General features: G+C 62.8%; 12 protein-coding genes and 1 tRNA gene. 7 read left to right on the forward strand and 6 right to left on the reverse strand.

Annotation, left to right across the window (positions count from 1 at the left end; genetic code table 11):
- The first annotated feature begins 39 nt into the window (after positions 1-39).
- From ACMGT0_RS02455 to ACMGT0_RS02465, 3 genes are all read left to right on the forward strand, one after another.
- On the forward strand, positions 40-2,952 hold the full coding sequence (locus ACMGT0_RS02455; RefSeq protein ID WP_416771357.1) for an aminotransferase: 2,913 nt from the start codon (positions 40-42) through the stop codon (positions 2,950-2,952).
- 146 nt (positions 2,953-3,098) lie between these two features.
- Entirely contained in the window at positions 3,099-4,205 is a 1,107-nt protein-coding gene (aguA, locus tag ACMGT0_RS02460; protein WP_273822745.1) for an agmatine deiminase, read from the forward strand.
- 246 nt (positions 4,206-4,451) lie between these two features.
- On the forward strand, positions 4,452-4,652 hold the full coding sequence (locus ACMGT0_RS02465) for a hypothetical protein (protein WP_054060176.1): 201 nt from the start codon (positions 4,452-4,454) through the stop codon (positions 4,650-4,652).
- A 62-nt stretch (positions 4,653-4,714) separates the two neighbouring features.
- On the opposite strand, the gene ACMGT0_RS02470 is transcribed toward ACMGT0_RS02465, so the two are convergent.
- Positions 4,715-6,805, reverse strand: a complete 2,091-nt coding sequence (locus ACMGT0_RS02470) for a TonB-dependent receptor (protein ID WP_416771359.1) — start codon at positions 6,803-6,805, stop codon at positions 4,715-4,717.
- Between the two features lie 250 nt (positions 6,806-7,055).
- Between ACMGT0_RS02470 and ACMGT0_RS02475 the strand changes: the two genes are divergently transcribed.
- The 4 genes from ACMGT0_RS02475 (at position 7,056) to ACMGT0_RS02490 (ending at position 12,624) form a co-directional block, all read left to right on the forward strand.
- On the forward strand, positions 7,056-7,748 hold the full coding sequence (locus tag ACMGT0_RS02475) for a DsbA family protein (RefSeq protein ID WP_416771361.1): 693 nt from the start codon (positions 7,056-7,058) through the stop codon (positions 7,746-7,748).
- A 289-nt stretch (positions 7,749-8,037) separates the two neighbouring features.
- Positions 8,038-9,324 (forward strand): OprD family porin, encoded by a 1,287-nt coding sequence (locus ACMGT0_RS02480; RefSeq protein WP_054060170.1) that lies wholly within the window; start codon positions 8,038-8,040, stop codon positions 9,322-9,324.
- A 141-nt stretch (positions 9,325-9,465) separates the two neighbouring features.
- Complete coding sequence (locus tag ACMGT0_RS02485; RefSeq protein WP_054060171.1) at positions 9,466-10,401, forward strand: alpha/beta hydrolase; 936 nt, start codon at positions 9,466-9,468, stop codon at positions 10,399-10,401.
- A 141-nt stretch (positions 10,402-10,542) separates the two neighbouring features.
- Positions 10,543-12,624: a multicopper oxidase family protein gene (locus ACMGT0_RS02490; protein ID WP_416771364.1), complete on the forward strand. Its 2,082-nt coding sequence runs from the start codon at positions 10,543-10,545 to the stop codon at positions 12,622-12,624.
- Between the two features lie 39 nt (positions 12,625-12,663).
- Here ACMGT0_RS02490 and ACMGT0_RS02495 read toward each other — a convergent pair whose 3' ends face one another.
- The 5 genes from ACMGT0_RS02495 to ACMGT0_RS02515 all read right to left on the reverse strand — a co-directional run bounded on the left by ACMGT0_RS02495 (position 12,664) and on the right by ACMGT0_RS02515 (position 17,351).
- Positions 12,664-14,172, reverse strand: coding sequence for a hypothetical protein (locus ACMGT0_RS02495; RefSeq protein WP_416771366.1), 1,509 nt, complete (start codon positions 14,170-14,172; stop codon positions 12,664-12,666).
- A 503-nt stretch (positions 14,173-14,675) separates the two neighbouring features.
- Positions 14,676-15,029, reverse strand: a complete 354-nt coding sequence (locus ACMGT0_RS02500) for a hypothetical protein (RefSeq protein ID WP_416771368.1) — start codon at positions 15,027-15,029, stop codon at positions 14,676-14,678.
- On the reverse strand, positions 15,026-15,535 hold the full coding sequence (locus ACMGT0_RS02505; protein ID WP_416771370.1) for a Panacea domain-containing protein: 510 nt from the start codon (positions 15,533-15,535) through the stop codon (positions 15,026-15,028). Before ACMGT0_RS02505 ends, ACMGT0_RS02500 begins: the two co-directional genes overlap by 4 nt.
- Positions 15,536-15,780: 245 nt before the next feature.
- Positions 15,781-15,856: transfer RNA gene (locus tag ACMGT0_RS02510), tRNA-Thr, on the reverse strand.
- A 94-nt stretch (positions 15,857-15,950) separates the two neighbouring features.
- A complete protein-coding gene (locus ACMGT0_RS02515; RefSeq protein WP_416771372.1) occupies positions 15,951-17,351 on the reverse strand; it encodes a PLP-dependent aminotransferase family protein in 1,401 nt (466 codons plus the stop codon).
- Between the last annotated feature and the right edge of the window lie 7 nt (positions 17,352-17,358).

Raw genomic sequence — 17,358 nt, forward strand, 5'->3', positions numbered from 1 at the left:
CGATATAGACACCCGATAAAAACTTCAGGGAGTCGTTACATGTTGCTCGCCACGTTGATCCGCCGTGCCAGTCTGCCGAGCCCGAATGTCTCGATGTCTTCGGCGCTGCAACTGCTCGAGGAGCATTACGGACTCTCTGGAACCCTGCAGGCGCTGGGCAGCCAGCAGGACCTCAATTACAGGGTCGACAGTGACAAGGGTCGGTTCGTTCTGAAAATCTGCCATGGCGACTACGCCAGCCTTGAATTGCAGGCTCAGCACGCCGGGCTCGGGCACCTGGCCGGCCGCGACGGCCTGCGGGTACCGCGGGTGATCGCGGCGAACAATGGCCAGGACCTGCTGACCCTCGAGCTGGCCGGTCAGCCGCTGCATGTACGGCTGCTGGAGTACATCGAAGGCCAGTCGCTGACCCATCTCAAGCACCTCGGCCGCGAACTGGTGGTCGGCCTGGGACGCCTGTGCGGCGAGATGGACCGGGCGCTGGCGGACTTCCAGCACCCTGGCCTGGAGCGCACCCTGCAGTGGGACCCACGGCACGCCGGGGCGCTGATCGGGCACCTGCTGCCGGTGATTCGCGACCCGCAGCAGCAGGCGGTCATCCGCGAGGCCGCGGCCCAGGCCGCGCGCCGTCTGCAACCGCTGGTGGACAAGCTGCCGGTACAGGCCGTCCACCTGGATATCACCGATGACAATGTGGTCTGGCGCCGTGATGCGCAGCGCCATTGGCAATTGCAGGGCGTGATCGACTTCGGCGACCTGAGCCGCACCTGGCGGATCGCCGATCTGTCGGTGACCTGCGCGGCGCTGCTGCATCATGCCGCGGACGACCCTTTTGTGATCCTGCCGGCGATCCAGGCCTATCATGCGGTCAACCCGCTGCAACGGGAGGAGTGGCTGGCACTGTGGCCGCTGATCGTTGCCCGGGCCGCCGTATTGGTGCTCAGTGGCGAGCAGCAGGTCAGTATCGACCCGGACAACCGCTACAGCCGCGACAACCTGGCTCATGAGTGGGAGATTTTCGAGGTGGCGACCTCGGTGCCGTTCGAATTGATGGAAGCGGCAATTCTCACCGCCGTCGGGCAGCCCCTGGAACCGGTCGCCAGCGAAGGCTTTGCGCCGCTGTTGCCGGGGCTGGTCGGGCGGGAGTTCGCGTTGATCGACCTGGGCGTGCTCAGCCCGCATTTCGAGGCCGGCAACTGGGAGCAGGAAGGCGCCGACCAGCGCCTGCTGGCCGAGGCCGCGACGTTGCACGGCCTGGCGGCCAGCCGCTACGGGCAGTACCGCCTGTCGCGCACGCGTCCCGACAGTGCGGTAGAACCGGATACCTGCCCGTTGCATGTCGACTTGCGGGTCCCGGCCGGAACGACGGTGGAAGCGCCGTTCGCCGGTACCCTGCAGACCCTGGAGGAGGGTGTGCTGCAATTGGTGGGCAAGCCACTGAGCCTGCGGCTGTGGGGGCTGGAGGCGTCTCTCAGGCCGGGAGCGGCCGTGGTCAAGGGGCAGGTGCTGGGAGAGGCGGGAGCGGCGTTGCGCGTTCAGTTGTGCCGGCATGCCGAGCTGGAAGCGCCGCTGTTCTGCACGCCATCGCGCGCTGCCGCCTGGCAGGCGCTCTGCCCCTCGCCGGCGGCGTTGCTGGGACTTGCCTGCGATGCCGAGCCGGAACTGGACGCGGCTGAACTGCTGGCCCGGCGTGACGCCAGCTTTGCCCGCACGCAGAAACACTATTACGTCGATCCGCCACGTATCGAGCGTGGCTGGCGCAACCACCTGATCGACATGCAGGGCCGCTCCTACCTGGACATGCTCAATAACGTCGCGGTGCTCGGCCACGGTCATCCGCGGATGGCTGCCGAGGCGGCGCGCCAGTGGTCGCTGCTCAACACCAACTCGCGGTTCCACTACGCCGCGGTGACCGAGTTTTCCGAGCGGCTGCTGGCCCTGGCGCCGGACTCCATGGACCGGGTGTTCCTGGTCAACAGCGGGACCGAGGCCAACGACCTGGCGATCCGCCTGGCCTGGGCCTACAGCGGTGGGCGCGACATGCTCAGCGTGCTGGAGGCCTATCACGGCTGGTCGGTGGCGGCCGACGCGGTCTCGACCTCCATTGCCGACAACCCCCAGGCGCTGGAGAGCCGCCCGGACTGGGTACACCCGGTGACGGCACCCAATACCTATCGTGGGGCGTTCCGCGGCAGTGACAGCACGCCGGACTACGTGCGTAGCGTCGAACAGCAACTGGCCAAGCTGGCCGGGCAGAACCGCCAGTTGGCGGGGTTCATCTGCGAGCCGGTGTATGGCAATGCCGGCGGCATCGCGCTGCCGCCGGGCTACCTGCAACAGGTCTATGCGCTGGTACGGGCCCGGGGCGGCGTGTGCATCGCCGACGAGGTGCAGGTCGGCTACGGGCGCATGGGCAAGTTCTTCTGGGGCTTCGAGGAGCAGGGCGTGGTGCCGGACATCATCACCATGGCCAAGGGCATGGGCAACGGCCAGCCGCTGGGTGCGGTGATCACCCGGCGGGAGATCGCCGAGGCGCTGGAGGCCGAGGGCTACTTCTTCTCGTCGTCGGGCGGCAGCCCGGTCAGTTGCCGGATCGGCATGGCCGTGCTGGACGTGATGGCCGAGGAAAAGCTCTGGGAGAATGCCCAGGTCGTCGGCAGCTACTTCAAGGAGCGGCTGGAAGCCTTGATCGATCGTCATCCATTGGTGGGGGCGGTGCATGGTTCCGGTTTCTACCTGGGAGCGGAGTTGATCCGCAATCGCGAGACCCTGGAGCCTGCAACCGAGGAAACCGCGCTGTTATGCGACCGCTTGCGCGAGCTGGGGATCTTCATGCAGCCGACCGGCGATCATCTGAACATCCTCAAGATCAAGCCGCCGATGTGTACCACGCGCCGTAGCGTGGACTTCTTCGTCGACATGCTGTCGAAGGTACTGGACGAGGGGCTTTGAAATATAAAGCCGATTGTTATCGGTAAATTATGTCTATATGAGAGCGAGTAATAATTTATTAGCTTTAAAAGCCGATTTTTATCGGCTATAAAGTCGGCATTACCTACGTTGAACACCCTCGACGGTTCACTGGAGTCCTGATCCCCATGAGTATCCTGCACAGCACCCCTCGCGCCGACGGCTTCCACATGCCTGCCGAATGGGCCCCCCAGACCCAGGTCTGGATGATCTGGCCCGAGCGCCCGGACAACTGGCGCCTGGGCGGCAAGCCGGCGCAGGCGGCCCATGCGGCAGTGGCCAAGGCCATCGCCCGGTTCGAGCCGGTGACGGTCGCGGTATCCGCCGGCCAGTATGAAAATGCCCGGGCGCGCCTGGATGTGCCGAACATTCGCCTGGTGGAGATGTCCAGCGACGACGCCTGGGTTCGCGACAGCGGGCCGACCTTCGTCATCAACCACCAGGGCGAAGTCCGTGGCGTGCACTGGGGCTTCAACGCCTGGGGTGGTTTCGACGGTGGCCTGTACTTCCCGTGGAACCGCGACGAACAGGTGGGCGGCAAGATTCTCGAAATCGAGCGCTGCCAGGAATACCGTACCGAAGGCTTCGTGCTCGAAGGCGGTTCGATCCATGTCGATGGCGAGGGCACGGTGATCACCACCGAGGAATGTCTGCTCAATCGCAACCGCAACCCGCACCTGAGCCGCGAGGAGATCGAGAAGGTTCTTGGCGAGCACCTGGCGGTGGAAAAGGTGATCTGGCTGCCGGACGGCCTGTTCAACGATGAAACCGATGGCCATGTGGATAACTTCTGCTGCTACGTGCGTCCTGGCGAGGTGCTGCTGGCTTGGACCGACGATCCGCAGGATCCGAACTACCCGCGCTGCCAGGCAGCGATGAAGGTGCTGGAAAGTGCCCGTGATGCCAAGGGCCGCGCCTTCGTGGTGCACAAAATGCCGATTCCGGGGCCGCTCTACGCCACCGAGGAAGAATGTGCCGGTATCGATGCCGTGGCCGGCAGCCAGGAACGCAGCCCTTCGGTGCGTCTGGCCGGTTCCTATGTGAACTTCCTGATCGTCAACGGCGGGATCATCGCGCCGAGCTTCGACGATCCGAAGGACGCCATCGCCCGGGAGATCCTGCAGACACTGTTCCCGCAGCATGAGGTGGTGATGGTGCCGGGGCGGGAGTTGTTACTGGGCGGTGGCAATATCCATTGCCTTACCCAACAGCAGCCTGCGCCGCACCAGGGGTGAGTGAGGCTGTAACATCGGGTGTCACCCTGCCAAATAGTGGCACTTTTGCATCATTGTAAATTTTTCTTCATCAAACCCGCGGCCCTTATGGGGCGCGGGTTTTTTTATGGGCGCTGGCGTACAGAAGTGGCATTTTGGCATAGCTCTTGTATCTGCCTGGCATACAGACGGAGCCGTCTTCGGGCTGCGATGTTTTGTCATAAACCTTGAGTAACTTAGCCGCTCATGAACCAGGAGAGCGCCGAGATGAACGTAGCCAGCGAGCGAGTTTCGCATCCCCTGTCGGTGACGAGCGAGTCGCTTCAAATTCTGGCTCAGTGGTTGAAAAGCAATGGAACGCGTGCAACCCGTGCTCAGGATCCTCGTCGAATGATTATCGACCGCTACCCCGCGGGCCTGTTCAGCGAAGCTGAACTGGAGGCATTGTTGGGGGTTTTGCAGGGTTAAATGGATTTGAATGAAAACGCCGCTGCCCGGAGCGATCCGGACAGCGGCGTTTTTCATGGGCCTTAAAAACTGTAGGTACCGGTGACGACCAGATTGCGCGGGGCTCCCGGCTGGATCTGGAAGGCGCTGGTGGCCGAGGTGTAGTAGGTGCGGTCGCTGATGTTGCTCAAGGTGGCGCGCAGGTCCCAGTCGCGGGTGCGGAACCCGGCCAGCGCATCCCAGGTGCCGTAGCCCGGCAGGATCACGGTGTTGGCGTTGTCGGCGTAACGGTCGCCGACCAGGGTCAGGCCGGTTTCGGCGTACCAGCCCATTTCCGGTTTCCAGGTCAGGAACAGGCTGCCGTTGCGCTTGGCGACGTTGCCGACGCGCTTGCCTTCGAAGCCGTTGTTGTCCTTGACGATGGTGGCGTCCTGGATGCCGAGGCCGCCGCGCAGGTACCAGTTGCCGACGATCCGGCCGGTGCCGGTCAGCTCGACGCCGCGCGAGCGCTGCAGGCCGCTGAGCAGAGTGATCCCGGGGTTCAGCGGGTCGCTGGTGCGGCGGTTGTAGAGTTCCAGTTCATACACGGCCAGGGTGGTGCTCAGGTTTTCGCCGAGCCAGTCGCTTTTCACCCCGACTTCCTTCTGGCGGGTCAACTCGGGGCTCAGGTCGTTGCCGTTGCCGGCGGCATTCGGGGTGATGCCGATCAGGCCGCCGCCCACCGGCGAGAAGCTCTTGCTCCAGGACGCGTAGAACGAATGATCCTGCACCGGCGTCCAGACCACGCCCAGGCGCGGGCTGGTGCTGTGGCTGTCGCGGCTGTCTCTGACGTTGGTCAGGTTGTTGGTGGTTTCGACCTCGAAGCGGTCGTGGCGCAGACCGGCGAGCAGTTGCCACTGGTCGTTCAGGCGCAGTTGGTCCTGGACGTAGAGAGCACGGCTTTGGACTTCGGTGTGGTTGTTGCTGGAGGGCACCATGGGGCCGGTGTGGCTCAGGTTGTGGTTCGGGTTGAACAGGTCGAGCGCCGGCACCGCCTGGCCACCACGGTTGGCGGCGAGCGAGGTGTAGAGCTTCGGATCTCGGCGCTGGCTGCCCAGTTCCAGGCCGGTCAGCAGGCGGTGTTCGAGACCGAAGGTGTCGAAGCTGCCTTCGGTTTCCAGGTTGTTGTAGAGATTGCGGGTGTTGAGGTCCTGCTGCCAGCGCTGGCGGGTGACCCGGCGGGTCGCGGGGGTGTACCCCGTCAGATAGGTGTTGTCGAAGTCGCTGTCGAGCTTGAACAGCCCGAGGGTATGGCGCAGTTGCCAGTTGTCGTTCAGGGCGTAGGTGAGCTTCGAACGCAGCGATTGCGCCTTGTCGTCGATGTAGTCTCGTGGGTCGCCATAGCTGATGTCGCGGCCGACATCGGCCGGGCGACCGTTGATCCCCGGGATGCCGCGATCCGGCGTGCGGTTGTAGCGGCTGTATTCGTACTGCACCAGCCAGTTCAACTGCGGGGTCAGTTGCCAGCTCATCGACGGGGCGAACAATTGGCGGTTGCCGCTGACGCCGTCACGGAAGCTGTTGCTGTCCTGGTTGCCCAGGTTCAGGCGCAGGCTGAGGTCCTGCGTCGGGTCGGCGCTGAGGTCGGCGTAGAGGCTGCGCAGGTCGTCGCTGCCACCCTGCACCTCGACCGTGGAGCGGCGGCCGAACTGCGGCAGCTTGCTCACCCGGTTGACGATCCCGCCCTGGCTGCCACGGCCGTAGAGGACTGCGGCGGGCCCCTTGAGCACCTCGATGCGCTCGATGTTGTGCAGGTCGCGTACGTACTGGCTGTCGTCGCGGATGCCGTCCAGGTAGAAGTCGTTGCTGGCGTCGAAACCGCGGATCCGCAAGCTGTCGAAACGGGTGTCCGCGCCGCTGCTGACGTTGGGAATGCCGCTCAGCGCCTTGCCCAGGTCGTTGGTGCCATAGTCGAGCACATTCGCGGTCTTCACCGAGTCGATGGCCTGGGGAACGTAACGCACCGGCGTGGCCGTGCGGGTCGCGGTGCTGACATCCGTGACGCGTGGGTCGTCCGGGTCGGCATCGGCGCTGATCGACAGTTCCGGCAGAGTGGTGGTGGCGTTGGTGAATCCGGCGGACAGCAGAACGCAAAGCCCGAAGGTAACGGGCGCCAGGCGATAAGGGGCAGGCATGACGGGGATGTATCCGTGAAGGTGCAGGGGTTGGGAAAGAGCGTTAATGTTATCGAGTATTATTACTAATTGATAACTATTACCAATAGCGCGCCTTGGCTGGTGTGTATCCAAATATGTCTTCGCTGTTACATGGCCGGGGATATGACCGATTCACGCAACAAACCAGCCGCCATATCGGCGTTTTTCGAACAGCTGTCCGGCGCTAACCTGTGGACATTGCCTGCTGATGAGTTTCCTGGAGACCGCCATGACCGCTCCCGTCACCCTTCATTACATCTATGATCCCCTGTGCGGCTGGTGCTATGGCGCCAAGCCGCTGGTGCAGGCCGCCAGCCAGGTACTGCCGGTGACCCTGCATGGCGGCGGCATGATGGCCGGCAACAGTCGTCAGTTCGTCAGCCCCAGCCTGCGTGACTACGTCATGCCCCATGACCGGCGCATTGCCGAGTACACCGGCCAGCCGTTCGGTCAGGCTTATTTCGAGGGGCTGTTGCGGGACCGCTCGGCGGTATTCGATTCCGCACCGCCGACCAGTGCCGTGCTGGCCGCCGAAGAATTGGCCGGACGTGGGCTTGAGTTGCTTGGCAGGTTGCAGACGGCGCATTACCTGGAGGGACGACGCATCGCCGACGCCGACGTGCTGCTGGAGCTGGCGACCGAGCTGGGCCTGGAGCCGCAGGCTTTCCTGGCGGCATTCGAGCGCAACGGCGGCGCGGTGGTGGCCGAGCACTTCAAGAACAGCCGGGCACTGCTGTCGCGCGTTGGCGGGCAGGGTTTTCCGACCGTGGTGCTGGAGCGTGATGGTCGCTTCAGCCTGGTCGACATCGGCCCCTACCTGGGCCGGCCCGAGGTGTTCGCCCAGTGGTTGCGTGAGTCGACCGGGCTGCCCGCAGGTGTACCATCAGGCCCGGCCTGCGGGCTGGAGGGTTGCGCCGGTTGAGTCGCTCTTGTCGTTATCGCAAGACTGTCGTGGCGTTGGCTGATATGCCATTTTTCGAGGTTGACCAAAAATTCTTGTCTAATTGCCGAGGATTCACGAAATTGACACTTTAGTCGTGTCGCAGATAGGATTCGCGACACGCCTGTGGCTATAAGCCATATACCCAAAATAATAAGAGGCCCGCTGCATTCACCTGCAGGCGGGCCTTCTTTTTTCTGTCTGAAAATACCAACACACAGGTTCAGCTCGGGAGCTGCAGGGCGTTTCATCCAGCAATAAGGAAAACAACATGTTGAACAAACGGATCGGTCTGCTCGCACTGGGCATCCTCAGCGCCACTCAGGCCATGGCAAGCGATCAATCGGACGCCAAGGGTTTCGTCGAAGACAGCCACCTGAACGTGTTGCTGCGCAACGCCTACATCAACCGCGACTACAAGGATGGCAACAAGGACAAGGCCGAGTGGGGCCAGGCGGCCATCGGCACCTTCAAGTCCGGTTTCACTCAGGGCACCGTGGGTGTCGGCGTTGACGCCTTCGGCCTGTACGGCGTGCGTCTGGACGGTGGCAAGGGCACCACCGGTGCGCAGGGCATCGACTTCTTCGCCAAGGACAACAACGGCTCGCCTGAGCGTGATATCGCCAAGGCCGGTGCCGCGGTGAAATTCCGTCTGTCCAACACCGTACTGACCTACGGCGACCAGATGCCGGTCCTGCCGGTGCTGAGCTATGACAACGGCCGCCTGCTGCCGGAAAGCTACACCGGTACCCTGATCACCTCCAAGGAGATCAAGGGCCTGGAACTGAACGCCGGTCGTTTCACCGCCGAATCGCGCAAGAGCGATGAAGGCCGTGACAGCGGTGGTCTGAAGAGCATCAACGTGCTGGGCGGCAGCTATCAGTTCACCGACAACTTCAAGGCGGCCCTGTACGCCTCCGATGTCGAAGACGTGCTGAAGAAGCAGTACGTGAACCTGAACTACGTGTTCCCGGTTGCCCAGGATCAGTCCCTGACCCTGGACTTCAACGGCTACCGCACCAAGCTGGACAAGGACTACGCGGCCGACCACGACGCCGATGGCCGCGACAACAAGATCTGGAGCCTGGCGGCCACCTACGCCCTGGGTGCCCACTCCTTTACCCTGGCGCACCAGCGCAGCACCGGCGACAGCCTGCTGGGCTACCCGTACGGCGGCTACCAGCGTGGCCAGGGGCGCGTGGGCGATGGTGGCAACTCCATCTACCTGGCCAACTCCTACTGGTCCGACTTCAACGCCGCGGACGAGCGTTCCTGGCAACTGGGCTACGGCCTGGACTTCGGCGCCTTCGGCGTACCGGGCCTGAGCTACAACGTGGCCTATGTCCGTGGTGACAACATCACCACGTCCACCAGCACCGGTGGTACCGAGCGCGAAATCTTCAACCAGGTCAAGTACGTGGTCCAGAGCGGCCCGGCAAAAGACCTCAGCGTGAAGCTGCGCAGCTCGATCCTGCGCGTGTCGCAGAAGTCCAGCGAATACAACGTGAGCGGCAACGAAGTGCGTGTGTTCGTCGACTACCCGATCAACGTGTTCTGATCGACGCGACAACGTTGTAGCGACCTGATCCCAGGTTGAACAGACGCCCCGACCGGTTCGGGGCGTTTTTGTTTGTGCCGGTTGCGGGTAATCTGTGGGGCTTGTGAGTTGATGCTTTTCCAGGATTGAGAGCCGGGCGCCATGACCGTCAGAACCCTTATCGCCCGTCGTCGCTGGTTGTCCCTGGGATTGCTGGCGATGTTCCTTGCTGTTGGCCTGCCCTACGGCTGCTCGCGGCTGGCCTACAAGGAGCGCGAGCTGCTGTTCAATATCCAGCCGGGCACCGCGGGTTGGTTCAATGGCCTGCCCGGTGGTGTGCGGGAAATGCAGATCCCGGTCAGCGACGGGTTGGCCGGCAGCGACTACCTGCATGCCTGGTGGTGGCCGTCGAGTCGCGCCGATGCGCCGACCATCCTCTACCTGCACGGTACCCGCTGGAACCTGACGGCGCAGGTCGGGCGGATCACCCAACTGCGCGAGCTGGGCTTCTCGGTGCTGGCCATCGATTATCGCGGTTTTGGCGACAGCCCTGGCGGCTTGCCGTCCGAGCGCAGTGTCTACCAGGACGCCGGCAATGCCTGGAAGCGCCTGGTGCAACTGCAGCCCGATGCCCGCAAACGCTACATCTACGGCCATTCCCTCGGCGGTGCGGTGGCGGTGGAGCTGGCCGAACGCCTGGCCGCTGACAAACAGTCGCCCAAGGCGGCCGGACTGATCATCGAATCGACCTTTACCGACCTCGGCGACGCGGCCCGGGCGGCGATCCCGACTTCGTTGCCGGTGCGCTGGATCCTCTCGGAGAAATTCGCCTCCATCGACAAGATCAGCCAGATCGGCATTCCCGTGCTGATCGTTCACGGTACCGACGACCCCTACGTTCCGTCGCGCTTCAGCAAGACGCTGTATGAAGCAGCCGCACAGCCCAAGCATCTGCTGCTGATCAAGGGCGGCAACCATATCAACAGCATGACCCTCGGCAGCCGCGAATATGCCAAGGCCTTGCGCCAGGCCTTCGCCGGTTTCCCCGCGCCGATTGCCACTGGCTTTGCCGGCCAAAACGCTGTCAAAGCCCAATAAACATTGCACTGCGCCGATAACGCGCTAGCTTTATGCCAGCACGGATTGCTGCCATCGAAAACGGACTTCGCACGTCTGCGTTTCATCATCACTCCTGTGCCGACCCCTGACCTTCCCGGTTGCTTTGCAGGAGCAGTACCCATGACAGGATTGCGTAACGACAAGGCGCGCTGCGCGCTGGGCCTGATGGCCCTGGCGGTGGCGGGTCAGGCTCTGGCGACGGAGCCTTCCCGGCTGTTCAACAACCCGCCGGCGCTGCAGCAGGAAGCGCCCAAGCCCAAGAGCGGCACCTTGCTGCTCAAGAGCAGCCAAACCCTCGAAACGAGCACCGCCCAGGGGCACGCCGGCCACGAGCGGCGCCTGGACCTGACGATCCAGTACACCGACAACCACATCTTCAACCCGGCGACCGGCGAGAATGTCCCGGTGTCGCTGCGCAGCTATACCGGTCCGGATGTCGATCCGGCGGCGCCGTTCATCGCGCCGACCATCGACGTCACGCCGGGCGACACGGTGCGCATCAGCCTCGACAACCAGTTGAAGCCGGACCCGAGCTGCACCCAGCCGCCGGAGAACCCCGACAAGCCACACTGCTTCAACGGCACCAACCTGCATTCCCATGGCCTGTGGGTAAGCCCGGCTGGCAACAGCGACAACGTGCTGCTGTCGATCAATCCCGGGGTCAAGTTCCAGTACGAGTACAACATCCCTGCCGACCACCCGGCGGGCACCTTCTGGTACCACCCGCATCGCCACGGTTCCACCGCCCTCCAGGTCGCCAGCGGCATGGCCGGCGCGTTGATCATTCACGGCGACCGTCTGCCGGGCAAGGACGTCAACGGCGATATCGACACCTTGCTCAAGGATGCCCAGGGCCAGGCGTTTCCCGAGCGGCTGCTGGTGTTCCAGCAGATTCCGTATGCGTGCAAGGGGCCCGATGGCAACTTCCGCTACCAGCCGAAGAAGGACAAGGACGGCAATATCGTCAAGGACAAGGATGGCAAGGCCGTGATGGTCATCGACTGGACCTGCAACAAGGGCGAAGTCGGCGTCGTCGAGTCATTCGACCAGATGGAGTTCGGCACCTGGGGGCCATCCGGTCGCTACACCAGCGTCAACGGTCTGGTGCAGCCGATCTTCGACGGTGCCAAGCCGGGGCAGGTCGAGCGTTGGCGGCTGGTCCATGGGGGGATTCGCGACACCATCAAGCTGCAGTTCCGGCGCATGGAAGACAGCGCCAAGGCCACCAGCGACCTGGGGGTCGGTGCCGAGAAGGCCGAACAGTTCATCAGCCAGCAATGCACGGGCAAGCCGGTCGAGTACCACGTCATCGCCTCCGATGGCCTGACCATGAAGCAGGCCCAGGCGCGCAACCTGGTGACCCTGCAGCCGGGCTATCGCAACGATTTGCTGCTGACCTTTCCCGAGTCGGGACGCTACTGCGTGATCGATGAGGCGGCGAGCAAGGCGAGCAACGTCGACCAGGCTGCCAGTGGTCGGCAGGTGCTGGGTTTCGTCGACGTCGGCCCCGGCGAGAAGGTCCCGGACACCACGGCGCACCTGACCAGGGTACTGGTCGCGGCCGCCGAACGGCAGATGCCGGCCGAGGTGCGTGACACGGTGGTCGCCGACCTGAAGAAGGACCTGCGCCTGGACAAGTTCATCCCGCATGCGGACATCGCCGACAGCGAACTCAAGGGCGAAGGCCAGACATTGGTGTTCCTGATCGATACCTCCGATCCTGACAACACCAGGTTTGCCGTGGGTAATACCCTGGCGGATGCCGAGCCGTTCAAGCCGGGTGTGGTCAACCGTCATCTGCAACTGGGCACGGCGGAGCAGTGGAAGCTGCAATCGGCTTTCGCCAGCCATCCGTTCCATATCCATGTGAACCCGTTCCAGATCGACAGGATCATCGGCCCGGATGGCACCGACCTGAGTCTGCCGGGGGCTGTGGATAAAACCGACACGGACAACGAATACGCGGGCTTGAAAGGTGTGTGGAAAGACACGCTGTTCGTGAAAAGCCGCTCTGAACCCAAGACATTTCCGAAGGGAGAAGGGGTCTATACGTTGTACGTGCGCACCCGCTACGAGCGCTACATCGGCGAATTCGTGCTGCATTGCCACATCCTCGACCATGAGGACCAGGGCATGATGCAGAGCGTGAAGATCGAACTGCCGGATGGTAACGGTGGAGTGGTGCAGGGGGCGCACCACTGAGTCAGTACCGATGCAGGCTCGCCGGTAGGCGGGCTTGCGTCAGTGCAGGCCGTAGGAATAGACCCCCAGGTCACGGCTGTTGTACCAGTTCCCCTTGGCCCAGAACACCCGATCCTGTGCTTGCTGGAAGCCGAGGATGCCCAGGTAGCCGTCGATCGCCAGGCGCTGCCAGGAGCGTCCCCAGTCCGTCGAGTAGAACACCCCGTCTGCGGAGATCGTGGCTTTCGACCACCAGTACATCCAGCGTGGCGGATGGTGGTTGCTGGAGGTGTTGATCAGCAGGCTGTTCTGCCCCATCCAGAAATGCCCCTCGCGCAGTTGGGTATGGGACCCCATTGGACCGAACACGCTGGGCAGTTCGCCAACGATACTCCAGCCCAGCTTGGCGATGTCCAGTTCGCCGATCCAGGTCTGACCCCGATCACCCTGATCGATCAGACCCATGACGCGACCATTGCCGTTATCCACCAGGGCATCGATGAACAGCGCGTCTTCACGCTGCACGGACTCCACCTGCCACTGGCTGGCGTCCCGCTTGAGCTGGGCGCGGGTCGTCACGCTGACCGCCAGGTTGCGGTCCCCTTCAGCCGGATTGCGTCCCCAGAAACGTTGCGATACCCAGATGATCGCGTGCTGGGCATCCAGTTGCGTGACATGGGTCTGGAGGTCTCCGGTGTCGCTGGAGTCCTTGAACCACTCGGTGACTTCCTGTCGCTTGCCCTGGGCATATGCCTGCGTCACCAGCAGCGACTGGGAGGCAAAGATCTCGGTGTTGGTCGCACCGCCGTCGGCCGAGTAGAACACCCCCGTAGAGATGCCGTCGGGGATGTCGCCATAACCCATCGATTCCTGACTTGGCGAGCTCCAGGCCCAGATCTCGTTCTGGCCGTGGAAGTACGGCTTGAGGTTCCAGGCAATGTGATCGGCTTCGGAGAAAAAGCCCTTGGGCAGCCAGCTCCAGTGCTTGCCCTGGTCGTCAGTGCGAAACACCGCGCTTTGGGTTCCGGCAAACAGCACCTGCGGCTTGCCATCGTCGGGGGGCGTATCGGTTTCGGGGCGATCTAGGCCACTCAGCAGGAAGACCCGGCTGCCATCCGGACTGGCCACCAGACAGGCGGGGTCGGTGATATGGGCCACCAGCTCGAACCGGCCCTGGTCGTTCAGGCGCGAGATGAAGGTGGTTTCCTTCTGGCGTGGCGAGAGGAAACTGGAGAAGGTGCCGGATTCTTCCGCGTCCTTATCCTCGGTCTGCGCCGGTTTGCCGTAAAGCACGGCGTCCAGGTCCACCACGTTGGCGGCAGGTTGCAGATCCTTGGCGTCGGCCTCGACGCGGCCGACCAGCCAGGTACCTTGCGGGGTCGCGACGACACCGGTGCAGAACTGGGTCATCGCCCGTTGGCGAACGTCCTGCACCGCGCCCAGTGTCTGTTGGTCCGGGCTGCCACCGCCCCATTCGAGCTTGGCGCTGAGAATGATCCACATGTACCACAGTGCGGCAGCGACGATCAGTATGACGGGCAGTTTGATGAGCAGCTTCAGGCGAGACATGGAAGGTCCGTATCCAGGGAAAAGGCTGGGTAGCTTTTCTCATTTTCGGGGGCGGGAGTAAATTGCTGGTGTGGGGGGCAAGTCAGATATGTGAAGTGGGTCAGGTGGGAAAGGTATTCACGGCAGCGGTGAAGAGTGCCGTGTTTGATGGGCTGCTTTCTTGAGCGTCACTGTTGCGTCTCGCTCCCGCAGGCGTGTTCATCCTGCGGGAGACTCCTGGTTTTGCGGGTTCTAGTGTGCGACGGCGTGCTCCATCTTCCAGCCGATGGCCGCCAGCACATCGCAGCCATCCTGGAGGAGGAGCCAGGCGGCGGTGGAGAAGTGTCGTAGGTCCTGTCATCGATCTGGCTGAAGCCGAGGCAGGTGATGCTGTACATGAGGTCACGGGCGGCGTTGCAGCGTTGGGTGGCGCATTCGTGCAGATCGGTCAGTGGGGCGTCGGCGCCGTAGTAGAAGACTTGGTTTGGCACCGGCTGTATGCCCATCTGATCGCTGCGTGACGATCACTTCCTGGTGGCAGAGCCGAATACGAACCCGAGCGCTGATGTTGTCAGTCCGTACAACCATTTTCTGGCTTCGTTTAGCTCGGGAGACTCTTGCATGAAGAAGCTTCCTACAATCAGAAGAGCCGAGACGGCAATCACGAAACCGGCGATGTTTGTGGGGGCGGCTCTATCGGTTGCTCCCCAGAACTTACCCAGCCAACCGAGGTTTTGTTGATTGTGTTGCAGGCGGAAATGCTGTTGGCCGTTGGCAAAAAAAGCATTTTCATCGTTGCCTGAGCCGTTGAGCACCGGTGTAGCGGCTTCAGCTGCTGGATCAATAGGCAGTGAACCCAGGCCTTTATTCTGGTTCATGAGGCTTGGACCGCTGCTTGTCCGCTCTGGGCTTTCTGGGTTGCTTCTTTGAAATGGGCCGCAATCATCGGGAACGGGATGTCCACACCACGTACCCCATTTGCAGCAGACCAAGTCAGATGCCACGGAGTGCCGGAGGCATGTGTCATTTCTGATAGTCGAATACCAGAATAACGACCATAGCTGTTATAAACGTTTTGCAGGAAGGTGCGAATGTCAGGATCTGTCGGAACGGCGGCTTCTCTGACACCCAGAGCGTCATATTCGAATGCTTTGCCCGCGATCTCGCCTGAGCCGAAGCGTTTGAACTCGTGATACAACGAGGGGATGACTGGGCCATATTGCCAGGCTTCCACAGCCTCGTTGATCAGCGGTTGGTTGGTATAGCCGGCATACCAACCATGGGCGTAATAAACGAGTTTCTGCAGTTTCATGGGGCTAATGGACTCGCCTCTGGTGGCTGCCAGTTCGAGAAAGTAATTAGCTATAGACTTTGCATTGAACACGTTTTTCCTCCTTCAGCGAGCTCGGGAGCCTGGCTATCGGAATGCTCCAACTCCAGCTAGTACGTCTCCTTCGGACACCAGTATGGCACAGCGATTATGGATTCCATGATAAGTAGCTATGGGCTAAACGCAAGGATAAAACTGTATCTATGTACAGCTTTCTGCGGCTGTCTGATGGCAAGACTTGTGATGTGTCTATTGATTGTGCAGAAACAACAAAGCCCCGCATTGCGGGGCTTTGAACATGGTGCCGGCACCAGGAATCGAACCCGGGACCTACTGATTACAAGTCAGTTGCTCTACCATCTGAGCTATACCGGCATGTCAGGGCGACGATTATAGCGATTGGCGGGGTTCTGTAAACCCCTGATATTTGACTATTTTTGCGGGCCGGATGGCGGTCGAGCGCCGGGTATCAGCCATCCTGGCGCGTTTCCCGGAGCACCGCCAGCAACCTTCCGGCTACCTCGTTGGCCTGTTCGGTCGAGGCCACGTTGGTAAAACCCATCAGCAAACCGCCCTCCTGTCCGGCTGTCAGTTGCCAGCGCGACAGAGGTTCGATCGCCAATCCATTCGCCTTCGCACGCTGGGCGACGTGGGTGTCCTGAACATCGATCAGCAGGCGTACCAGCAGGTTGATCCCGCCGGCCTGCGGGTCGACCTTGAGAAGGCCACCGCACACTTCTTCCAACGCCTTGACCAGCAGTGTCCGGCGTGCGCTGTACAGCTGGCGCATCTTCTTCAGGTGACGGGTGAAGTGGCCCTGGCCGAGAAAGTCGCTGACCGTTGCCTGCAGCAGCTCCGGGCAGCGGTTGCGCAGCAGCCGGGCACGCTGCTCGAAGCGTTCGATCTGCGCCCGTGGCACCACCAGGTAGGCCAGGCGCAGGCCGGGGAACAGCATCTTGCTGAAGGTGCCGGCGTACAGCACGCGGTCGTGCCGGTCCTGGCTCTTCAGGGCGGGCAGGGGGCGGCCGCGGTAGCGGAATTCGCTGTCGTAATCGTCCTCCAGTACCCAGCTCGACTGTTGCCGTGCCCAGTCGAGCAGCGCCTGACGGCGCGCCGGGCTCAGGGCCACGCCCAATGGGCTCTGGTGCGCCGGGGTGACGACCGCCAGCCGTGCCGTCGGCGCCTGCTGGATGCCCTGCTGTACTTGCAGGCCATCGCCATCGACTGCTACCGGAACCAGCCTTACGCCGCGATTGAGCAGGAGCTGCCGGGCATGCAGGTAGCCGGGGTCTTCGAACCAGCAGTCCTGGCCGCTCATTTCCAGGCTCTCGCAGATCAGTTCGAGCACGGCGTTGTAGCCAGGGCAGATGAACACCTGGTCCGGCGTACAGTGCACGCCCCGGTACAACCCCAGGTATTGGGCGATGGCCGCACGCAGGGGCGCATGGCCGCGTGGGTCGCTGAAGCCGAGGCTGGCGATGTCGGTCTGGCGGGCGCGTTGGGTGATCAGCCGGGCCCAGAGCTTGCGCGGGAAGGCGTCCAGCGCCGGCATGCCCAGTTGCAGGGGCCGCGGGTGGTCCTGTTCGGCCTTGGTGGTGCCGGAGGGCGGCTGGGCCGGAGCCGCCGGCAGGTCCTGGGCGATGATGGTGCCGGCCTGGCCGCGTGCCGTCAGGTAGCCCTCGCTGACCAGCAGCGCATAGGCCGCCTCAACGGTACCCCGGGCCAGGTTGAGTTCGGCAGCCAGGGCGCGCACCGACGGCACCCGGTCGCCGGGGCGCAACTGGCCGTCGCCGATGGCGCCGCGAATGCGTCGATAGACCATCAGGTATTTCGGCAGGCCCGGTTCGGCGGCGGGGCTGGCTGGGGGCATGGGGTTT

It is taken from the genome of Pseudomonas sp. RHF3.3-3, assembly GCF_048069595.1.
Lineage (GTDB): Bacteria > Pseudomonadota > Gammaproteobacteria > Pseudomonadales > Pseudomonadaceae > Aquipseudomonas > Aquipseudomonas fuscovaginae_B.